Below are 19,568 nucleotides of genomic sequence, written 5' to 3'. Positions count from 1 at the left end.
TCTGGTTAGCCGGCGCTGCGCGCGATGACCGTATAAAGGTTGCACGACGCAAAAAATTCTCCGTTTGCCGACGCGCGTTCAAGCGTGTCTACATAGGCATTCGCATCGTCGGCCGATATCACGCCCGATTTCGGCAACAGCGTGCGGAAGGTCGAAAGGCTCGAGTGCCAGAAATCCGCGCGGCCGATATCGGCTGCCACATAGGCGCGAGACCATTCAAGACGAAAGCCGTTCAGGTTGAGCAGCCTGGGCATCTGGCGCATCACGCAGCCTTGCGTACGCCCCGCGATACCGAGGAGCCGATCTGTTTCAGCGCCGCCATCGGGTGCGTCCGTTGCGAATGTGAGCGAGTCGAAGTCGCCATCGAATACAACAATGCGCCCGCCGGGCCGGAGCAACCGCCGGGCCTCGCGCAGCACCGTTGCCGGGTCGACCACGTGGCTTAGCAGCGTGTGCATGATGACGACGTCGAATCGGCCTTGCGGTTCGATGATCGAATGCGCGTCGCCGACCAGAAAATCGATCCGGTCGGCAACGCCTTCTTCCGATGCGAGGCGCGCACCGAGTTCGACCAGATGCGGACTGATGTCGATTGCGGTGATGCGCCCCGTTACATCGCTACGCTTCGCGAGCGTACGAGGGATCACGCCCGTGCCGCAGCCCAACTCCAAAATGGCCTCGTCGCGGCTCAGTTGGAGTGCATCCATATATTGGCCGATCACCTCGGCGAAGAATGCGTGCTTGCCGCGCGCTTCGAGTCTTTCCGCGATTGCGGCAAGCGACTCTTCATCGGCGTCGAAGGTTCGGGCGTAGACATCCTTTCCGGTGAACTGCGTCTGTGTAACCATGATTCTTCCATTCAAAACTAAAAATCGGGCGTCCTCGTCGGGCATCGATTCAGGCATCGATTCAGGCATCGATTCAATTCCCGTCTCGCGTTCCGCCGGCGGCCATGGCGCGCCCGGCTTGTCCCGGGTCGAGTTCGAGAGCCGTTCTTGGCGCACCGGCCGCGGTGTGCTTCGTCGTGCGATTCATTGGTTCAGCGGCCCGTCCGCGTTGCCGGAAGCGATAGGCACATTCGGAGAAGACGAGCGCAATCGCAATGAGCGCCGCGCCGACGACGCTCAGATAGTGATGGTCGATAAACAGCAGAATCAGTCCGCCCAACACTGCCGAGCAGGCAAGCCCGGTGTAGGTGGCGGTGTTGTTTAGCGCAAGCACGAGCGGTGCGGCGTTGGGCGCCAGTTCGACGAGCCGGTGCTGCTGCGGCACGATAGGTCCCCAGCCACATATGCCCCAGATAATCAGTGCAATCGTGGCCCCTGCAATATGGGTCGAGGTCCATGGCAGCAGGCAGAAATTGACGATCGCGACACATAGCGCCACGTTTACGATGGTGCGGCTCGGAATGCGGTCGACGAGCCGGCCGCACAGCATGTTGCCGACCGTGGCCGCGATTCCCCAGACAAGAAACATGCCGGCCAGAATGCGTCCATCGCCGTGCGTCACGCGATCGAATACGAGCCCGGCGTAGGTATAGATCATCAGGAAGCCGCCAAACGCGAAGAGAGACGTGAGCAGCGTCAGCGCGATCGGAAGGTCGCGAACGGGTTTGAGCCGCTCTTTAAGCGTGACGGACGGTGTGGGCGGAAGCGAATGCAGCATCGTCCATACGCCGAGCATCGCAATCAGGCCGAGCAGCGTGACGAAACCCAGTGTGGTGCGCCAGCTTCCGAAGCCGCCGATAAACGTGCCGATCGGCGCGCCGAGCGCGGTTGCGCCGGTCAGGCCGGCGGTCACGATCGAAAGCGCTCTGCCGCGCTTCTCCGGCGGCGCAAGCGCTGAGGCGACGCCGAGCGCGGTTGGCGAAAACAGAGCCGCGCCGAATCCCGCGAGAACGCGACTGAAAAGAACGGTGTCGACGCTGGTCGCGACGGCGCTAATCGCATTGCCGGCCACGAAAATGCCGAGCGCCACCACCAGAATGAGCTTGCGCGGCAGTCCGCCGGCGACAGCCGCCATCACCGGCGCCATGACCGCATACGACAACGCGTAGAGCGTCACCATCTGGCCCGCGACACTGACGGAGGTATGCAGGGATGAAGCAACGCCAGGAAGTATGCCGGCAACGACAAAATTGTCGGTGCCCATCGCGAACATCCCTATCGCGAGCATCAGTAATCGACGATCCATTTCAACCTTCCCTCCGATGACACGGCAAAGGATAGGGATTGTTGACGGGTTCTTAAACGTCAGATATACCGTCATTTCATGACATGCGGGACGGAGGACACTACATGCACAGCGTCGGCTTTGTCGTGTTCCCCAACTTTTACATGATGGGTTTCGCGGCGGTTACCGCATTCGAACTCGCCAATCTCGTGCTTGAAGAGACGGCATACGAGGTGACCGTGGTTTCGGAAACCGGCGGATTGGTATCGGCGTCGGCCGGAATCCGCGTCGATAGCGTGCCGTTCAGCGATACGGTCGTGTTCGACACGGTCATGTTTGCCTCAGGTGTCGAGACGGACCTTCGTTCGCCTGCACTGACGGCCTTTGTCAAACACGCGCTTAAGACATCGAGGCGCGTCGCGGCGCCGTGCACAGGGGCCTTCGTTCTGGCGGAATCGGGCGTGCTCGACGGCCGTCGGGCGACGACCCACTGGCGATTTGCCGGCGATCTGCAGCGCCGCTTTCCGGAAGTGGCCGTCGACGAAGACCAGATATTTGTCGTGGACGGCGCGATCTGGACTTCAGCGGGCATGGCCGCCACGATCGACATGGCGCTTGCCATGATCGAGAAAGATCACGGCAAGGAGGTATCGCGCGCCGTCGCGCGCAAGCTCGTTGTTTATCACCGGCGTGCCGGCGGCCAGTCGCAGTTTTCCGCGCTGCTCGAGCTCGAACCCAAATCCGACCGCATCCAGAAAGCCATCGACTACGCCGGCGCGCATCTGCGCAATGCGCTCTCCGTCGAGGAACTGGCCGAAGTGGCCAATCTTAGCCCGCGGCAGTTCAGCAGGGCATTCGCCGCGGAAACCGGCCAGTCGCCCGCGAAGGCGGTTGAGCAACTGCGGGTGGAAGCCGCGCGGCTGATGCTCGAACAGGGCCGCCATTCGCTCGATGTTATTGCCGACGAAGTCGGGTTTTTCGACCGCGATCGGATGAGGCGCGCGTTCATTCGTACCTTGGGCCAGCCGCCGCAACTGGTTCGGCGCACGGGAAGAGAAAGCCGTGCAATGCCCGAGCCGGAAGCGGAAGACTAGAGCGGTACACACTCCCCTCAGGATCCCCGAACGCGACGCGCCCATGTGTTGCGTGCTGCGTGCCTGCATCCTGACCGCCGTCTGGCAATGCGTCCGGAATTGACCGTGTTTCCGACATTTGAACCGCACCTCGCTCCACTTATTCTTGTGCCGGGCGGCGGAGCGTTGCCAGGTACGACATAACCGCCTGTTGCTAACAGCGCAGTTCCAGAGAAACACAGGTTATGCAGGCACGGTTGACACGCATCGAGGCCGATGCGCAACGTTTCGATGCGGATGAGCGTGTGCGGACCACAATGGCATCCGCGCTCGAAGCGCGCGGCAAGCATGAGCTTTCCCGGCAGGCCATCGCCGACTACCTCGACGCATTGTCGCTTGACGCGCATGCGGCCGTGCTCGACCTTGGATGCGGCACGGGAATCGTCGCCCGTGCCGTGGCCCGGCGAGGCGACGTAAAAACGCGTATCACCGCGATCGATTCGAGCCCATGGCTTATCGAATCGGCAAAGCGCTTCGCGTGCCGCGAGCGGCTAACGGAGCGCATCCGTTTTCTGACTGGAGAGCCGCATTGGGTCATCGGGCCGCAGGAGCAATTCGACGTTGTGATCCTGCATATGCTGCTAAGCCGTGTTGCCGATCCTGGGCTGGTGCTGAAGGAAGTGCGGCGTGTGCTTCGACCGGCCGGCCGTGTTGTGGTGTTCGACGGTAATTATGATTCGGTTGCGCGCGCAACCGATGCACTCAGCGGCGACGAAGACACCGATGGTCTTTGGGCAGTCGCCAGACCCGTTCAGGACAGAGTCATGCGGGCCATGCCGGGACTCCTCGCGGAAAACGGATTCCGGATGGAGGGGTCGCGCGCCTACGCTGCGGCCAATACGCCCTGGAGTTTCTATACGCATATCGCGAGCCGATACGACTGACGTGCCGCGCATGTCCTGAAATCATCGTAATTACGTCATTTCGAGGACGACCCGTGAAAGCTATGCTTTCGACATTTCCAATGCCTCGCTTAACTGCTTATGCCGGAATATAAAAGTGCCGCGGCGAATTTTGTCGAGACACGTGTGAAGGCATGCGATCTCGCGAGGTTCTATCGATATTGTGATTTCTTCAATGATCGTCAATATGACTCACGTCGTGGCTGAAGTGGCAGCCGCCCAAGCCGCGTACGAAAAAGCTTTAGCGGAAAACGATGCTTTTCTGCTTAACGCGTTGACCTGGGAAGGTCCACATACGGTTCGTTACGGTTTCGACGACATGCAGTACGGGAGCGGCGAAATCCGCAAACTGAACGCAAGCCGCCACCCCGTCAATAACCGAATCATGGTGGCCTCCACGACGATCACGACCTTCGGGCACGACAATGCCACGGTGAACACGGAATTCGGCTGTGATGATTCCGAGCTTTACGGGCGGCGGACGGTAGTGTGGGCGCGTGTCGGTCCCGATTCGCAGCCTGAGGCCGGTTTGCATGGAGGCTGGCGGGTCGTCGCATCTCATGAAAGCGTGGTGTCCCGGCGTCCGTGCATCTAGTTGCGGCGATCCGTGTAATTGAATTGCTTAGGACCGCAATATAAGAATCACGATTCTGGAGGAGATGGGATTTCCTGGAATAACTTGGCCTTCCGTGCGTTTTCATGTCGTGTGTATACCGAACTAACTGCTATACACGAAGGTTTCCATTGATATCCAGAGGGAAGCCTGGCAAACGACTTTGAAATCGGGAAGGGGTTTATGCACATCGGAACACGCGCAATCGTAGCCGGAACCGAAATCGGTGGACTATCTGCCGCTCGGGCCATGTCGCACAAGACCAATGCATATGCATAAGATTGGTCTCGTCGTTTTTCCCGAATTTTATTTGATGGGCTTCGCGGCTATCACGGCATTCGAGCTGGCCAATCTGGTACTCGGCGAAACGGCTTACGACGTCACGGTGCTTTCCGAGGCCGGAGGCATGGTGACTTCGTCGGCGGGCATCCGGGTCGAGTCGCGAGCGCTTGACGACGAGATATTCGACACGGTCATGTTCGCGTCGGGTGCGGCAATCGACACGGCTTCGACCGTGCTCGAAGAGTTCGTGAGGCGGTCGCTGCGCACATCCAGAAGAATCGCCGCGCCGTGTACGGGCGCCTTCGTGCTGGCCCAGGCGGGCGTGCTCGACGGCCGGCGCGCGACCACGCACTGGCGCTTTGCGGGCGACCTGCAGCGCCGGTTTCCGAAGGTGGCGGTCGCCGAAGACCGGATCTTTATCGTCGATGGTTCCATGTGGACGTCTGCCGGTATGACCGCCACCATCGACATGGCGCTTGCCATGATCGAGAACGATTTTGGCCGCGATGTCGCGCGCAAGGTCGCGCGCAACCTGGTGGTGTACCACCGGCGCGCGGGCGGTCATTCACAGTTTTCCGCGATGCTCGAACTCGAACCGAAATCCGACCGGATCCAGAAGGCGATCGACTATGCCAGTGCGAATCTGCGCAAAGGGCTATCGGTCGAGGAGCTCGCCAGCATCGCGAGCCTCAGTCCGCGCCAGTTCAGCAGGGCCTTTAGCGAGGAGACCGGCTATACGCCGGCTAAAGCGGTCGAACTCCTACGGGTGGAAGCGGCGCGCCTGATGCTTGAGCGGGGGCGCTATTCGATGGACACCATCGCTGAGCAGGTGGGCTTTCTGAGCAGGGACCGGATGAGAAGCGCGTTCATGCGCGTTCTCGGTCAGACGCCGCAGGACATCAGGCGGTCCGCTCGTGGATCGCGCAACGCGCAAGCTGATTCGACATTCGAAGCGCCTGTCGGCTCGCTATAACAGCAGCCACACATCTATCTGGCCGGGGGCAGGCCCGGGCAGACCAACGCTGCTCGATGATTCTTGAGTTGTAGCACCACGAAAGGAGAACCCGCATGCAGGACCGAAACTTTCAACGGGAGCCGAGCGATGTCTAAATACCGTAACCAGCTGCCTTTGCTGGAAGATTACCCGTTCATGACGGACGGCGGACTCGAAACGTCGCTGATTTTCCAGCAGAGCATCGAGCTGCCGTATTTCGCGTCTTATGACCTCCTTAAGACTGAAGAGGGCGTCGCGCTTGTCGAAAAACACTACGAGCGCTTCACGCATGTCGCGCTCAAGCATGGGGTGGGAATCGTGCTGGGCACACCGACCTGGCGCGCGAGTCGCGATTGGGGCGACAAGCTCGGCTACTCGAGAAGCACGCTCGCCGATGCAAACCGCCGCGCGGTCGAACAACTGGCCCGGTTTCGATCAAAGTGGGAAACGCCGGCGACGCCTATCGTCATTGTCGGGACGATCGGGCCGCGCGGGGACGGATATCGTGCGGGCACGCGCATGAGCGCGGGCGCGGCGCAGAACTACCATCAGGAACAGATCAATACGTTCGCCGCGACACAGGCCGATATGGTGGGCGGATTTACGTTGAATTACATCGATGAAGCGATCGGCATGGTGCAAGCGGCCAAAGCCGCCGGTATGCCGGTCTCGATCTCGTTCACGGTCGAAACCGATGGCCGGCTGCCTTCCGGCGATACGCTCCAGCAGGCGATCGAACACACCGATGCTGAAACGGAAAAGTACGCTTCGTTCTTTATGATTAATTGCGCGCATCCGTCGCACTTCGAAAGCAGGCTGCAAGACGGTGGCGACTGGCTTCAACGTATCCGGGGCGTGCGAGCCAACGCGTCGCGGCGCAGTCATGCCGAACTCGACGAAGCCGAGGAACTCGATGACGGCGACCCGGCGGAATTCGGCGAGGAAACGGCTGCGCTGCGCGGATTTCTGAGCCGCATGAACATCATAGGCGGGTGTTGCGGCACGGATCATCGGCACGCCGATCAGATATGGCAGGCTGTTAAACGACAGAACGGGCGCGCGGCGCGGTAATAAAGCGGCTAGTCGCGCTCCTTTCGCCCACGCGACCGATGCCGGCGAACCAGCGTAATGCAGATATGCACTATCCCCAGGAGCAGTATCAGCGGGACGCCGGTCGGGACCGTCGTCAGTGCGAGCCAGAATGACGTCGCCAGAACGTAGAGCGGGTGGCTGATATCGTGCCCAAACGCATGGCAAGGTAAAGGGCCGCCTTCGCTGAGCCGGCAATCAAACAGGCGCGCGACGATATTGGCGATCAGCACGTTCGCAACCGGCCAGAAGCTCCAGCAAGCGAGTAGCAGATACGCGGCGATCCAAAAGTACTTCGGGCGCAAACGCGCTATCGCGAGCATGCGGGTCCCTCCAGAATTGTCATGTTCCGCTCATCGCCGCGTACCGTCCGTGCTCCAGACTGAAGCTCAGATCAGCCACCGAGGTCGATCGAACTTCAAGGAGAAAAGCCATGAGCATCGCGAAGCTTACCCTGCTCGCCTTTACCGCGTCGTTAAGCGCCGCCTTCGTCACGGAAGCCGCACTTGCGCAGGGTAAAACTCGAGAACAGGTCCAGCAGGAACTCGCCCAGGCTCGCCACGACGGCGTGGTCCCGATCACCAAGACCAGCTATCCGCCGAGTGCCGAGCAGATCGCCCGTAACAAGGAACTGCACGCCATTTCGAAGCACGCGGGCGAAGCGAGTCCGGGCATCGACCATCACGACGGCGCGATCGCATCGCGCTAACCATAACCGCGCGGCCGCCGGGGTGAGTTCCACGCACTCCGGCGGTGGCCGGCGCTCTGCACCATCAGCAGGCAAACGCTCCCTTCCTGCGACAAATTGCCACCGGATGCTTCCCGCTTTTCGTGTGCATCTGCTGCTGTTTCCGATTCCTGAACGATCCGATGATTGAGGCAACCCAAGCCCCAACAGGAGCGCAATCATGGAATTCCTCCGCCTCGTCCGCATCGTCCTCACGAGCTTCTTCGGCGTGCGCAAGCGCGCGTCCCATGAATCGGACTTCGCCAACGTCAATATCGTTCTCCTGCCGTTTGTCGCGGTGCTGATGGCCTTTTGCATCGGCGCGGTGATCTTTGGCGTCGTGCATCTCGTCGCGCAGGCGACTGGGACCATGCAGGGGTTCTAGGCGGACGCCCGTTCGACTCGCGCCGGAAACTTCAGCCAGAACGTCGTGCGCACGTGCGGCTCGCTTTCCACGCCGCACTCGCCGCCATGCAATTGCATGATCGACCGGACGATGGCGAGCCCGAGCCCGGCGCCGCCTGTGCCCGATGCAAGGTTTTGCCGCGCGGGGTCGGTGCGGTAGAACCGGTCGAAAATGCGTGAGCGGTGCGCCGTGTCGATGCCTGGCCCGGCATCGGATACGGTGATCGTCGTGCCGCCATCGCTCGCGGCAAGGCACTGAACTTCGACGGTTGATCCTTGCGGTGCATGCGTTAGCGCATTCGATAGCAGGTTGCTCAAGGCGCGCTGGAAAAGCAGAGGGTTTCCGTAAACGATGCCCGCGCCACGCACGTCGAATGTGACCGAAGCGCATTCGGCCATCGGTTCGTAAAAGCCCGCGACGCGCGCGGCTTCCGCGAACGCATCGAACGTTCGCATCTGCACCGCGCTGTGCGCGCTATCGGAACGCGCGAGAAACAGCATGTCGTCGATCATTCTCGACAGGCGCTGATATTCGTCGACACTGGTCTCGATCACTTCGCGATACTCATCTACCGAGCGCTTGCGCGACAACGCGACCTGCGCGTGCGCCAGCAGGTTCGTCAATGGCGTGCGCAGGTCGTGCGCGAGGTTCGATGAAAACTGGCCAAGGCGCGTGAACGATTCGTCGAGGCGGGCGAGCATGCCGTTAAATGCACGCCCCAGATCCTGCAGTTCGCCGGCGGCCTGCAGTTCGGGCAGCGGCTGCGCAAGTCGGCTCGTCGACATGTCTTCCGCCTGCGCGACCAGCCGCCGCAAAGGGCTCAGTCCATACAAGGCGATGCCATATGCGAGCCCTGCCGCGATAAACACGCCGCACACCTGGATCAGCACGATTGTGTACGCATAGGTGCGCAGCAGCGCAAGGTCTCCCTTCGCGTCGTACTGCACGACCACACGCACCGCGCTTGCGTTTGCGGCGACAGGAATCGCTGTCGCAAGATAGCGAAGCGCAACGTGAGGCGCCTGAACGACGATCGGCGCCGGCACGAGGCGCACGCGCTCGAGCGTCGCGGCGACGTGCTCGTTGTGTCGATAGCCGGGCGTGCTGAGCAACCGGCGATCAGCGTTATCGAAAATCGCGAGGCTCAGGTTCGCATGTCCGTGCAGCATGTCGATCCACGTTTCGGTCAGATACGGAATTTCGTCGATTGCCCGGATCTGCGGCAAATGCACTTTGAGCGCGGACATCGTCGCATCCATTTCGGCGGCTGCCGATGCCTCGATGCGGCTGCGCAGCGCCTCATACAGCGTGAAGCCGCTCAACGCCAGCACCGCGGTGCTCGACGCGACAATCAACACGGTGAGCCGTGCCCGCAGCGTGCGCGGCAAAATGTCGGCACTCATGGCGCGCTTCCGGCGTCGCGCGGGTCGGCGCTGCGGCGCTCTTCAAGCACGTATCCCATTCCACGTACGGTATGGATGAGTTTCGGCTCGTACGCGTCGTCGATCTTCGCGCGCAAGCGCCGGATCGCCGCATCGACAACGTTGGTATCGCTGTTGAAATTCATATCCCACACCTGCGACGCAATCGTGGCGCGCGGCAGGATCTCGCCCTCGCGCCGCATCAATAGCCACAGCAGCGCAAACTCCTTCGCGGTTAGCAGAATCGTCGCGCCGAGGCGCTGCGCTTTGCGGCGTGTCAGATCGAGTTCGAGGTCGGCAACTTGCAGCGTCGTTGCGTCGCGCGGCTGGCCGCGCCGCAGAATCGAACGCACGCGGGCCAGCAATTCGACGAAGTCGAACGGCTTCGCGAGGTAGTCGTCGGCGCCGAGTTCGAGGCCTTTTACGCGGTCGTCCACATCGTCGCGCGCGGTGAGGAATAGCACCGGTGTCGATTGCGTGCGTCGCAAATTTTGCAGCACGGTCCAGCCGTCCTTGCCGGGCAGCATCACGTCGAGAATGACCAGATCGTAGTGTTCGGTTTCCGCCTGATGCAGGCCCGTTACCCCGTCTTCCACCCAGTCCGTCACGAAGCCCGCTTCATTCAGGCCTTTTTGCAGGTAGTGGCCGGTTCTCGGCTCATCTTCGACAATCAGGATTCGCATTGCACATCACCTCGGCGGCTACGGAGTAACGAAACACGGGTTGCGCCGCGCGCATAGGCGGCGCGGTAAAGCACGGGCAGAACGAGCAGTGTCAGCGCGGTCGACGAGAGAATTCCGCCGATCACCACGGTCGCGAGCGGGCGCTGCACTTCGGCGCCGGTGCCGGTGGCGAATGCCATCGGCACGAAGCCGAGTGCCGCGACGAGGGCGGTCATCAGCACGGGCCGCAGACGCGTCAGCGCGCCGGCCTCTACAGCGCGATCGAGCTCGGTGCCCTCTTCGCGCAGCGCGCGAATGAACGACAGCATTACGAGCCCGTTCAGCACCGCGACGCCCGATAGCGCGATAAAGCCCACCGCCGCGGTGATCGAAAACGGCAGACCGCGCAGCCACAGCGCAACGATGCCGCCGCTGAGCGCAAACGGAATGCCGGTGAACACAAGCAGTCCATCCTTGACGTTGTTGAACATCGCGTACAGCAGCACGAACACCATCAGCAGCGCGGCCGGCACGACGATGCGCAAGCGCTCGCCGGCGCTTTGCATCTGTTCGAATTGCCCGCCCCATGCGAGCCAGTAACCGGGCGGTATCGTTACGTCGCGGCCGACCTTCGCTTTTGCTTCGGCGACGAAAGAGCCGACATCGCGGCTGCGCACATTCGCGGTCACGACGATGCGGCGCTTGCCGTCCTCGCGGCTGATCTGGTTCGGGCCTGGTGCGACGTCGAGCGAGGCGAGTTCGGAAAGCGGCACGTAGGACGTGCGGGTCGCCGCAGTGGAGGTGGTGGCCGCAGTGGCCGCATAGGTGGTCGCCATGGCCGTTCCCGCAGAAGATGCCAGCGCAACCGGCAGCGCGATCGGCAGCCGCGCAAGCGCCTCGGGATCGGAGCGCAGCGCATCGGGCAGGCGCACGACGATATCGAAGCGCCGATCGCCCTGAAACAGCAGGCCCGCATTGCGTCCACCGACTGCGGCCGCGACCGCGTCCTGCGCATCGCCGATGCTCACGCCGTAGCGCGCCAGCTTGTCGCGATCGAACGCGACGGTCAGCACCGGCAGCCCGGCGGTCTGTTCGACCTTCACCTCCGACGCTCCCGGCACCTGCGATAGCGCGGCTGCGAGCCGGTTACCGGTTTCGCTCAGCACGGACATGTCGTCGCCGAACAGTTTCAAGGCGACGTCGCTGCGCACGCCGGAGATCAGTTCATTGAATCGCAACTGGATCGGTTGAGAAAATTCGTAAGCATTTCCTGGGAGGTCCGATAGAACATTCTCAATTTCCTGCCACAGTTGCTCGTGTGGCTTGCCGGGATCGGGCCACTGCGCAACCGGCTTCAGCATGATGTAGCCATCGGACAGATTGGGCGGCATTGGGTCCGCCGCGATCTCCGCGGTGCCGGTGCGTGCGAATACGCGTTCAATTTCGGGAACGCGTTGTTTTAGCGTTGTTTCGATGGTTTTTTGCATTTCAACGGATTGTGAAAGGCTGGTTCCCGGCACGCGCAGCGCGGCAACCGCGAAATCGCCTTCGTTGAGGTTCGGCACGAATTCGCTACCCAAACGCGTGGCAAGCAGCAGTGCGCCGCAAACAATCGCAGCCGCTCCCGCAAACACGCGCTTCGGATGACGGATGAACAGGGAAAGAACCGGTTCATAACGCCGCTTCGCCCAGCCCATCAGCCGATTCTCCTTCTCTTCGATGCGCTTTCCGATAAAAAGTGCAACCGCCGCCGGAATAAACGTGACAGTCAGCGCCATCGCGGCAGCAAGCGCGAGCACGACAGTGATCGCCATCGGATGGAACATCTTTCCCTCGACGCCCGTCAGCGCAAAGATCGGCACGTAGACGACCATGATGATCAATTGCCCGAAGATCAGCGGGCGCCGCGCCTCTTGCGCGGCGGCGAACACTTCGGCAAAGCGCTCGTCGCGCGTGAGCATGCGGCCGGCCCGCGCCTGCGCGTGGGCGAGCCTTCTGATGCAGTTCTCGACGATCACCACCGCGCCGTCGACGATAATCCCGAAATCGAGCGCGCCGAGGCTCATCAAATTCGCACTGACCTTTGCGCTCGCCATGCCGGTGAAGGTAATCAGCATCGAGAGCGGAATAACGAGGGCGGTGATCAGTGCGGCGCGAACATTCCCCAGGAACAGAAACAGAATCGCAATGACAAGCACCGCACCTTCTATGAGATTTTTCTTAACTGTCTGAACGGCTTTATCGACAAGCGTGGTTCGGTCGTAGACCGGCACCGCGCGCACGCCCGGCGGCAAGCTGCGATTGACTTCAACCATCTTCGCGGCGACCGCTTTCGCCACGGTTCGGCTGTTCTCGCCCATCAGCATGAAGACGGTGCCGAGCACGACCTCGCGCCCATCCGCGGTGGCGGCGCCGCTGCGTAGTTCGCGTCCTATATCGACCTGTGCGACGTCCTTCACGCGCACCGGAATGCCGCCGGAATTGTTCAGCACGATATTCGCGATGTCGTCGGTGGAACTCGCCTGTCCGGGCACCCGCACGAGGTATTGCTCGCCGCGCTTCTCGATGTAGCCGGCGCCGACGTTCTCGTTGTTGCGCTCGAGCGAGCGCACGATATCCGCCAGCGTGAGTCCATACGACATCAATTTCGCCGGGTCCGGTGCGACGCGAAACTCCTTCACGTATCCGCCAATCGAGTTCACTTCGGCGACGCCGGGCACGTTGCGCAATTGCGGCTTGATGACCCAGTCCTGCAACTCGCGCAGATCGATCGGCGTATAGCGCGTGCCGTCGGGCTTGCGCGCGTCGGCGTCCGCTTCGACGGTCCACAGGTAGATCTCGCCGAGCCCCGTCGATGTCGGTCCCATCGCCGGCTCGATGCCCGGCGGTATCTTGCCGCGCGCTTCCTGGATGCGCTCGTTCACGAGTTGCCGCGCGAAATAGATGTCGGTGCCGTCCTTGAAAATGACCGTGACTTGCGACAGGCCGTAGCGCGATATCGAACGCGTCTGTTGCAGATGCGGCAGACCGGCCATGGCCGTTTCGATCGGAAAGGTGATGCGCTGCTCGGCTTCGAGCGGCGAGTATCCGGGCGCCGCGGTATTCACCTGCACCTGCACGTTGGTGATATCGGGCACGGCGTCGATCGGCAGCTTGCCGTAGCTATAAATGCCAATCGCGGCGGCGGCTGCGGTCGCGAGCAACACGAGCCAGCGGTGCGCGATCGCGGCGCGAATCAGACGTTCGAACATGGGCGGTGCGACCTCAGTGATAAGACGCTGTGAAGGCGGTGAAGAGAAAAGCGGTGGTGTCGCGCATCGCGTCAGTGCTCCTCTGCGTTGCCTTTACCGAGTTCGGCCTTCAGCACGAACGCGTTGGCCGCCGCATACTGCTGGCCCGGTTGCAGGCCGCTGACGATTTCGACGGTTTGCGCATCGCGCCGTCCCGTTTGCACCGGTTGCGCGACGAAGCCCTTCGGCGACAACACGAACACGGACGGCGTACCGTCGATGTCGAGCACGGCATCGGCGCGTACGCCGACGGGGATATCCTGCGCACCGGCATCGACGTCGACATCGACGAACATGCCGGGCCGCCACGCACCGCCTGGATTCGGCAGTACGACGCGTGCGGGCGCGGTGCGCGTCGCTTCGCCGAGCAAGGCGCCGACGAAAGCGATGCGGCCGTTCGCGCGCGAGTCGAATGCGCTCGCGCTGACGGTCACCTCGCGGCCGACGCGCACGTCGTTCAGGCGTTGCGCGGGCACGGCCATCTCGGCCCACACGGATGAAAGATCCGATAGCACGAAGACATTGGCGTCGGCGGCGACCGCTTCGCCCGCCACGACGTGCTTTTCGACGACGGTTCCCGCAAACGGCGCGCGCAGTTCATAGCGGTTCAATGCGCCTGCGCTTGCGCCAGGGGTTGCGTCGAGTGCGGCGAGCTTCTGGCGCGCGTTCTGCGCAGCGATTTCAGCTTCGCGCAGTTGCGTCTGAGCCTGCAGGTAGTCCTGTTCGGCGGAGATGCGCTCCTGCCACAGCGACCGTTCGCGTTCGTACGTCGTGCGCGCCGCGCTCAGGCGGCGCTGCGCGGCAAGCAGCTCGCTGCGGCGGTCCGCGAGATCGGGGCTCGAGATGACCGCAAGCCGTTGTCCTTGCGTGACCGTCTGTCCGATCGATACGTCCACGCGTTCGACGATGCCCGCGACGCGCGGCACGACATGCGCGGTGTGGTCTTCGTCGAGCCTGATTTCGCCGGGCAGGCGAATGCGGTTGATAACCTGCACGGGCCCGGCACGCGAGATTTCAATGCGGTTGGTGTTGATCTGCTCCGCGTTGAGCGCGATCGCGCCGTCGGTGTGCGAGAAGGTAAACGACTCGGAGCGGTTGCCTGCTCTGACAGCGATAGCTGCGTCGAATACATGTGGTTTGGCAATCGCCTCGGTGCTTGTAAAGCGCGATGAGGCATCGGCGGTGAAGCGCAATGCTTGTCGCACGCCGTCGTAGCGTTTGACGGAGGCCGTCACGCTGATGTCTTTTGTGGCGGGTTTGCCGTCGACGAAAGGCGAAACGACCAGCCGTGCTGCACTGTCCTTTTCGGACATCGATACTTCGATCGCAAGCGCACCGCTTTTTAATAGCGTGTCGCCGTTGCTCCCCATCGCGGCATCGGTTGTTCGCGCAACTTTATCGGGCTGCACCGCAGCACGTGCCGGTTCGCGCATGCGCAGGATCACGGTGACGACAATTGCGATCAGAATAAATGCGCTAATCATGGCACTGGTCCTGTATTTGCGCGGCAAAATTGAATTTTTCATGATCAGTAGCCTGTAGAAGAGATCGCATCGCGATTGAATGAAGATGCGGATGCGGATGTCGGTGCGCCAACCAGCCGGCTTATCTCCGCGTACGCGCGATGCGCATCGCCAAGCGCCGTCACGTATTGCGATTCGCCCTGAAACAGCGTGCGTTGTGCATCGAGCACATCGAGGAAACCAAACTTGCCGAGCTCGTAGCCGCGCGACATCGCGTCAAGTGCCTCCCGCGCCGCGGGCAGTACATCGGCTTTCAGGCGGTGCGCCTCGTCGGCGGCGGTTTCGTACGCGGCATACGCTTGCGACAATTCGAGCCGCAGACGGGCGCGCGCGGCATCCACGTCCGCATCGGCTTTTTCCGCCTGATGCGCGGCTTCGAGCAGCGCGCCCTTGTTCGTATCGAAGATCGGCAACGGAATCGAGATGCCGATCACCGCCTGATTGATCGGGGCGCCCGTGGTCGAGATGCGCTTCATGCCGGCGCTGATCGTGAGGTCCGGAATCCGCTTTGCCTTTTCCACTGCGATCGCCGCAGTGGCGCGCAATGCCTCGGCGCGTGCCGCTCGCGAATCGGGTGCGCTGTCGATGCGCGGCAGAAGCTGGGCTAAAGGCTCGATGGACGGAAGCGTATCGAGATCGCCCGTTGCGGCGCGCTCGCGCGGCGCCTCGCTGCCGGTCGTATTTGCCAGCGTGTCGAGCGCGGTGGCAAGGCGGCGGCGCGCGTTGGCCGCCTCGATGTCGGCGGCGCTGGCCGCAACGCGCGCCTTTGTCGCCTCGACCGGCGACACCTTGCCCGCAAGCGCGCGCCGTTCGGCGATACCGGCGGAGCGTGCGGCGAGTCGCGCCGACTCTTCGGCTACCTGCAATTGACGTTGCGCGGCCAGCAGGCCATAAAACGCGCTCGCGACATCCGCCTGCAACGTGGCAGCACGGCTATCGAGCGATGCGAGCGCGGCCTCGCGCCGGTACGACGCCACATCGAGACGCGCGTTGCGCTTTCCGCCGAGCTCGATTGTCTGGTTGATGAGCGCGGTCGATGTGCGGTCCGTACCGCTCAGTCCTTCCTGCAAGAACGACAACGATGGATTCGGGCGCGCGGCGGCCTGCATGATGGCACCGCTCGTCGAATCGGCATTGAAACGGGCACTGCGCAATTGCGGATTGTTTTGCTCGGCGAGCGCGAGTGCGTCGTCGAGCGTGAGAGGTTCTGCGGGAGCCGCTGTCGCCGTCAACGTGAAAACCAGAAGCAATGCTGAAAATGTGTGTCTATACATGTAGCGAGCGCATCGTGAGACTGGATGCGTTCGATGCTAAGGATCAGGCTCAGTGTGAAGATGAGCGCAACATGACATTTCCGTCATGTTGCGATTCATGATCACGCGCATTTTTGGGGTGGATCGGTCAGGCGGTCTAGAATGGTGGGCCTGACTGCAAATCGGAAGATGTGATGAAAGATGCGTTCGAACGTCGGGCACTGCTATTGCACCTCGGCGCGGTGCTCGATGCGATGGACAAGGTTCTGTCCCATTCAGGCGATCGGACAACGGTTACGCTGCGTGAACTTGTGTCCGCCCAGCACTCGCTTGCGAAGCTGCCGTTGTTGCAACACGTAGCGGGCGAGATGACCGCGCAGGAATTCGTGCGGCGTGCAAGTGCGACGTTTGCCTGCTGGCCCGCCGAGTTGCTCGAAGCCGGGTTGAATCGCGAGCGCCTCGCGGCGGTGGTGCGCGACGCGCTGTTTGCTGCGAATGACGATGGTTGGCGCGCCTATGTGGCGAGCCTGAAAGGCGAGGTGCCGTGGTTCGGCGACGGGTTGGCGCCGCTGTCGGAAACCGCATCGGAAGCCACCGCTGGCCTTTATCCGGCGTGGCCATGGAAACCCTAAAACTGATCTGAACGCGCCTATGCTGTCCGGTCCCGTTCTTAACGAAGCGTTGCTGCGGATGGTGATCGCCATGCTGGTCGGCTGCATCATCGGCATCGATCGCAACATGCGCGGCAAGCCGACCGGCGTCAAGACGCTCGGCCTTGTCGGGCTCGGCTCGTGCCTCGTGACGATGGCCGGCGCGGGTTTCGCGCTGCACGGGGTGGCCGGTAGCGACGCGACGTCGCGCGCGATTCAGGGCATCGTGACCGGCATCGGTTTTCTGGGCGCCGGCGTGATCGTGCAGAACGCGGCCACCGACAAGATTCGCGGCCTGACGACGGCAGCATCGATATGGGTGACCGCGGCGCTCGGCATTGTGTGCGGTGTCGGCGCCTGGTCGATTGCATTGATCGCGACGTTTCTATTTATGGTGTTGCTGATTCTGGGCCGCATTGCCGAGCATGCGCTGCATCGTTATTGGCTGGCGAAACCGCAGGAACACCGCGACGCGATGATCGAGAACGAGGAGTAGGGCGGGTATCGCACACACCGCGCTCATACCGCGCTCACACCGCGCCCATACCGTCCGGAACGCTGCATCAATCCTTCGCCTGGTGCGCAAGTGCGACGCGCGCTTTCTCCTCCGGGCTCCCCTCGACAAAGTACTTATCGGCCCACGACCCATTCGGCTGCAACACGAGCCGCTCGCGCTTATGACTGCTCTGCTGGTCGCTAATCGCAATCGCGCGGGCCCGATAGTGTTCGTATAAGCGCAAGAACTCGGCGAGATAAATCCCCGCGATACGCTTGTCGCGAATCTCGAGCAGGTTCTCGTCGTTGAAATGCTCGGAGTTGTTGCTCATATTCGCGGAGCCCGTATAGACGATCGGGTTGTCGCCTTCCGCGTCGATCACGAGAAACTTGTGGTGGATGATCACCGGCGCAAACGGCGGCGCATGTTCGCCGGGGAAAAGCTGCAACTCGGGCATGAATCCTTCGGGCACGGTGGCCGGCGAAAAGAACGCGGCGTCGATCACATCCTTCTGCTCCTTGCTGCGGTGATAGAGCTCGAGGTTCGCCAGTTGGGTGGTATTGAGCACCTTGCCGTCCTGCTGGGCCTGCTCAGCATCTTCGGCCGATTTTTCGCTGATGTGATTGACGAGCCCGAACATCATGAGCCCGTTGTCGCCCGCTTTGAAGCATGCGTCGCGCAGCGGCGCGTCGGTTGGCATAAACAGGCAGAACACCACTGAATGTTTTGCCGCGCCGATCGCATCGACAATCGTATCGATCTGCGTGCGCTGGTCTTTAGGCTCGGGTGAAAAGCACACGCGAACCTTCGCAGCGCCGACCGTAACCGGATCGGACCAGCCGGCGGTCAGCTTCGCGGTGTCGCCAATCGTCGGGTTCTGCGCAAGGCTCGCCGCGCGATCGCTATAAAGCTGTGCAAGCGCCGCCGATTCGAACAGATGCAGCACGTTTGCCTGCTCGGTCAGCCCCTCGGTCGTGAAGTTTGCCGAGCCTGTCAACAATTGCGCAGGCCGCGATCCGCCGTTGCCGTCGTCGCTCACGATAAATTTGTCGTGCATGATGTGTGTCTTGGTCCGCGCCGAGAGCGTCGCGATGCCTTCGAGTGCGTTGACGGCCGGCTGGTTCGGCGACGGCAAGGTCTTGCCTTTTTCGCGCACCTGATGCGCGTCGTAGACGAGCGCGAGCTTTGCCTTGCCGTGCGCCTTGCCGAACGCTTCGAAGGCGGGCAATGCCCACAGCGTATCGGTCAGGTGATACACGGCGGCGACTGCGCGCTGCGCATCGGCGAATACCGTCTTGAACGTATCCTCGATATCGTTCGCAAGCCAGGTGCGAAGCCGCAGTGCCTCGGCTTTCGATGGCGCTTCGCCAGCTTTCAGATGCAGCGCGTTGACCATTCGCGCAAACGCTTGCGAACTGACCACCGCGCGATTGAACCAGCTGCCTATCCCTTGTTCGATATGGCCCGGCAAGATAATGCGGCACGTGGCCGCTTCGCTTTCGAGCAGCTCAGGCGCGGATGGCTTGCCGGTCACCGGGTAGACCTGATATTCGAAATGCTGCTGCCGGTCCGGCGGATCGATGCGCGCGTCCCACCACATGAACTTCTGGATCGGCGCGGTGTTGGTTGGCGCGTCGCGCTGCACGTCGGGCACCGGTCCGTCGAAGGTAATCCGGTTGGGCAGCCAGCTGCTCGTTTCGCGCGTTTTACCGGAGGTATCGAAAAAGCCCGGCGTCCGTTTGATCGCGAAGCCGAGAAAATCGTCCCGGCCTTTGCCTTGCGGCCAGTCGAATGCCAGCAGCACCAGCGTGGGGGACAGATAAGCGCGCACGACGACAGCCATCAGTTGTCTCCTCGATCGATGTGTCCGAAGAGGCCAGTCTGGCTAACGCGTATATTGAAACGATGAAATTTGTATGTCGTTTTCGAGTCAGCGTGACAACGTGTCATTTACC

The 19,568-nt window shown here is 61.9% G+C and carries 18 protein-coding genes; 9 read left to right on the top strand and 9 right to left on the bottom strand.

The genetic code is table 11. The features are described 5' to 3' along the window. Window positions 1–5: 5 nt before the first annotated feature. Window positions 6–848 (bottom strand): methyltransferase domain-containing protein, encoded by an 843-nt coding sequence (locus tag KZJ38_RS23020; RefSeq protein WP_219802011.1) that lies wholly within the window; start codon window positions 846–848, stop codon window positions 6–8. A gap of 73 nt (window positions 849–921) precedes the next feature. After that, window positions 922–2,193 (bottom strand): MFS transporter, encoded by a 1,272-nt coding sequence (locus KZJ38_RS23015; protein ID WP_219802010.1) that lies wholly within the window; start codon window positions 2,191–2,193, stop codon window positions 922–924. A gap of 104 nt (window positions 2,194–2,297) precedes the next feature. Here KZJ38_RS23015 and KZJ38_RS23010 point away from each other — a divergent pair, with 104 nt between their 5' ends. The 5 genes from KZJ38_RS23010 to KZJ38_RS22990 all read left to right on the top strand — a co-directional run bounded on the left by KZJ38_RS23010 (window position 2,298) and on the right by KZJ38_RS22990 (window position 7,167). Further along, window positions 2,298–3,266, top strand: a complete 969-nt coding sequence (locus KZJ38_RS23010; protein ID WP_219802009.1) for a GlxA family transcriptional regulator — start codon at window positions 2,298–2,300, stop codon at window positions 3,264–3,266. A 236-nt stretch (window positions 3,267–3,502) separates the two neighbouring features. Continuing rightward, a complete protein-coding gene (locus KZJ38_RS23005; protein WP_219802008.1) occupies window positions 3,503–4,189 on the top strand; it encodes a class I SAM-dependent methyltransferase in 687 nt (228 codons plus the stop codon). Window positions 4,190–4,382: 193 nt separating this feature from the next. Beyond that, window positions 4,383–4,802 (top strand): AtzH-like domain-containing protein, encoded by a 420-nt coding sequence (locus KZJ38_RS23000; RefSeq protein ID WP_219802007.1) that lies wholly within the window; start codon window positions 4,383–4,385, stop codon window positions 4,800–4,802. Between the two features lie 289 nt (window positions 4,803–5,091). Next, window positions 5,092–6,075: a GlxA family transcriptional regulator gene (locus tag KZJ38_RS22995; RefSeq protein WP_219802006.1), complete on the top strand. Its 984-nt coding sequence runs from the start codon at window positions 5,092–5,094 to the stop codon at window positions 6,073–6,075. 129 nt (window positions 6,076–6,204) lie between these two features. Further along, entirely contained in the window at window positions 6,205–7,167 is a 963-nt protein-coding gene (locus tag KZJ38_RS22990; protein ID WP_219802005.1) for a homocysteine S-methyltransferase family protein, read from the top strand. Window positions 7,168–7,175: 8 nt separating this feature from the next. On the opposite strand, the gene KZJ38_RS22985 is transcribed toward KZJ38_RS22990, so the two are convergent. After that, window positions 7,176–7,508, bottom strand: a complete 333-nt coding sequence (locus KZJ38_RS22985) for a hypothetical protein (protein ID WP_219802004.1) — start codon at window positions 7,506–7,508, stop codon at window positions 7,176–7,178. Between the two features lie 110 nt (window positions 7,509–7,618). On the opposite strand from KZJ38_RS22985, the gene KZJ38_RS22980 reads away from it, so the two are divergent. Together KZJ38_RS22980 and KZJ38_RS22975 are read left to right on the top strand one after the other, a co-directional pair. Next, window positions 7,619–7,894 (top strand): DUF4148 domain-containing protein, encoded by a 276-nt coding sequence (locus tag KZJ38_RS22980; protein WP_219802003.1) that lies wholly within the window; start codon window positions 7,619–7,621, stop codon window positions 7,892–7,894. Window positions 7,895–8,093: 199 nt separating this feature from the next. After that, window positions 8,094–8,297 (top strand): DUF2970 domain-containing protein, encoded by a 204-nt coding sequence (locus KZJ38_RS22975; RefSeq protein ID WP_219802002.1) that lies wholly within the window; start codon window positions 8,094–8,096, stop codon window positions 8,295–8,297. Here KZJ38_RS22975 and KZJ38_RS22970 read toward each other — a convergent pair. The 5 genes from KZJ38_RS22970 to KZJ38_RS22950 all read right to left on the bottom strand — a co-directional run bounded on the left by KZJ38_RS22970 (window position 8,294) and on the right by KZJ38_RS22950 (window position 16,488). Then, entirely contained in the window at window positions 8,294–9,721 is a 1,428-nt protein-coding gene (locus KZJ38_RS22970; RefSeq protein WP_219802001.1) for a heavy metal sensor histidine kinase, read from the bottom strand. The two genes, KZJ38_RS22975 and KZJ38_RS22970, sit on opposite strands and share 4 nt — an antisense overlap. After that, the gene (gene irlR / locus KZJ38_RS22965) at window positions 9,718–10,422 is read right to left on the bottom strand and encodes a heavy metal response regulator transcription factor IrlR (RefSeq protein WP_219802000.1); all 705 of its coding nucleotides are present in this window, start codon (window positions 10,420–10,422) and stop codon (window positions 9,718–9,720) included. The genes KZJ38_RS22970 and irlR overlap by 4 nt, the downstream gene beginning before the upstream one ends. Next, window positions 10,410–13,652 (bottom strand): efflux RND transporter permease subunit, encoded by a 3,243-nt coding sequence (locus KZJ38_RS22960; protein ID WP_219801999.1) that lies wholly within the window; start codon window positions 13,650–13,652, stop codon window positions 10,410–10,412. Before KZJ38_RS22960 ends, irlR begins: the two co-directional genes overlap by 13 nt. 71 nt (window positions 13,653–13,723) lie before the next feature. After that, window positions 13,724–15,202 (bottom strand): efflux RND transporter periplasmic adaptor subunit, encoded by a 1,479-nt coding sequence (locus tag KZJ38_RS22955; protein ID WP_425518433.1) that lies wholly within the window; start codon window positions 15,200–15,202, stop codon window positions 13,724–13,726. A gap of 17 nt (window positions 15,203–15,219) precedes the next feature. Beyond that, window positions 15,220–16,488, bottom strand: a complete 1,269-nt coding sequence (locus KZJ38_RS22950; RefSeq protein ID WP_219801997.1) for a TolC family protein — start codon at window positions 16,486–16,488, stop codon at window positions 15,220–15,222. A gap of 173 nt (window positions 16,489–16,661) precedes the next feature. Here KZJ38_RS22950 and KZJ38_RS22945 point away from each other — a divergent pair, with 173 nt between their 5' ends. Together KZJ38_RS22945 and KZJ38_RS22940 are read left to right on the top strand one after the other, a co-directional pair. Beyond that, window positions 16,662–17,099, top strand: coding sequence for a hypothetical protein (locus KZJ38_RS22945; protein ID WP_219801996.1), 438 nt, complete (start codon window positions 16,662–16,664; stop codon window positions 17,097–17,099). Between the two features lie 19 nt (window positions 17,100–17,118). After that, a complete protein-coding gene (locus tag KZJ38_RS22940) occupies window positions 17,119–17,613 on the top strand; it encodes an MgtC/SapB family protein (protein WP_246641955.1) in 495 nt (164 codons plus the stop codon). A 67-nt stretch (window positions 17,614–17,680) separates the two neighbouring features. Here KZJ38_RS22940 and KZJ38_RS22935 read toward each other — a convergent pair whose 3' ends face one another. Then, window positions 17,681–19,456 carry a phospholipase D-like domain-containing protein gene (locus tag KZJ38_RS22935; protein ID WP_219801995.1) on the bottom strand — a complete coding sequence of 592 codons (1,776 nt, stop codon included), beginning with the start codon at window positions 19,454–19,456 and terminating at the stop codon, window positions 17,681–17,683. Between the last annotated feature and the right edge of the window lie 112 nt (window positions 19,457–19,568).

Origin of the sequence: Paraburkholderia edwinii (assembly GCF_019428685.1) — a bacterium.
Classification (GTDB): domain Bacteria; phylum Pseudomonadota; class Gammaproteobacteria; order Burkholderiales; family Burkholderiaceae; genus Paraburkholderia; species Paraburkholderia edwinii.
The sequence above is the reverse complement of the archived record's forward strand: the minus strand, read 5'-3'. Positions and strand labels throughout refer to the sequence as shown.

What these genes read in the sequence shown, in the direction of transcription:
- KZJ38_RS22995 (WP_219802006.1), top strand. Translation starts at nt 5,092, where the DNA reads ATGCATAAGATTGGTCTCGTCGTTTTTCCCGAATTTTATTTGATGGGC.
- KZJ38_RS22970 (WP_219802001.1), bottom strand. Translation starts at nt 9,721, where the DNA reads ATGAGTGCCGACATTTTGCCGCGCACGCTGCGGGCACGGCTCACCGTG.
- KZJ38_RS22990 (WP_219802005.1), top strand. Translation starts at nt 6,205, where the DNA reads ATGTCTAAATACCGTAACCAGCTGCCTTTGCTGGAAGATTACCCGTTC.
- KZJ38_RS22935 (WP_219801995.1), bottom strand. Translation starts at nt 19,456, where the DNA reads ATGGCTGTCGTCGTGCGCGCTTATCTGTCCCCCACGCTGGTGCTGCTG.
- irlR (WP_219802000.1), bottom strand. Translation starts at nt 10,422, where the DNA reads ATGCGAATCCTGATTGTCGAAGATGAGCCGAGAACCGGCCACTACCTG.
- KZJ38_RS23010 (WP_219802009.1), top strand. Translation starts at nt 2,298, where the DNA reads ATGCACAGCGTCGGCTTTGTCGTGTTCCCCAACTTTTACATGATGGGT.
- KZJ38_RS23015 (WP_219802010.1), bottom strand. Translation starts at nt 2,193, where the DNA reads ATGGATCGTCGATTACTGATGCTCGCGATAGGGATGTTCGCGATGGGC.
- KZJ38_RS23000 (WP_219802007.1), top strand. Translation starts at nt 4,383, where the DNA reads ATGATCGTCAATATGACTCACGTCGTGGCTGAAGTGGCAGCCGCCCAA.
- KZJ38_RS22975 (WP_219802002.1), top strand. Translation starts at nt 8,094, where the DNA reads ATGGAATTCCTCCGCCTCGTCCGCATCGTCCTCACGAGCTTCTTCGGC.
- KZJ38_RS22985 (WP_219802004.1), bottom strand. Translation starts at nt 7,508, where the DNA reads ATGCTCGCGATAGCGCGTTTGCGCCCGAAGTACTTTTGGATCGCCGCG.
- KZJ38_RS23020 (WP_219802011.1), bottom strand. Translation starts at nt 848, where the DNA reads ATGGTTACACAGACGCAGTTCACCGGAAAGGATGTCTACGCCCGAACC.
- KZJ38_RS22945 (WP_219801996.1), top strand. Translation starts at nt 16,662, where the DNA reads ATGAAAGATGCGTTCGAACGTCGGGCACTGCTATTGCACCTCGGCGCG.
- KZJ38_RS22950 (WP_219801997.1), bottom strand. Translation starts at nt 16,488, where the DNA reads ATGTATAGACACACATTTTCAGCATTGCTTCTGGTTTTCACGTTGACG.
- KZJ38_RS22940 (WP_246641955.1), top strand. Translation starts at nt 17,119, where the DNA reads ATGCTGTCCGGTCCCGTTCTTAACGAAGCGTTGCTGCGGATGGTGATC.
- KZJ38_RS22960 (WP_219801999.1), bottom strand. Translation starts at nt 13,652, where the DNA reads ATGTTCGAACGTCTGATTCGCGCCGCGATCGCGCACCGCTGGCTCGTG.
- KZJ38_RS22980 (WP_219802003.1), top strand. Translation starts at nt 7,619, where the DNA reads ATGAGCATCGCGAAGCTTACCCTGCTCGCCTTTACCGCGTCGTTAAGC.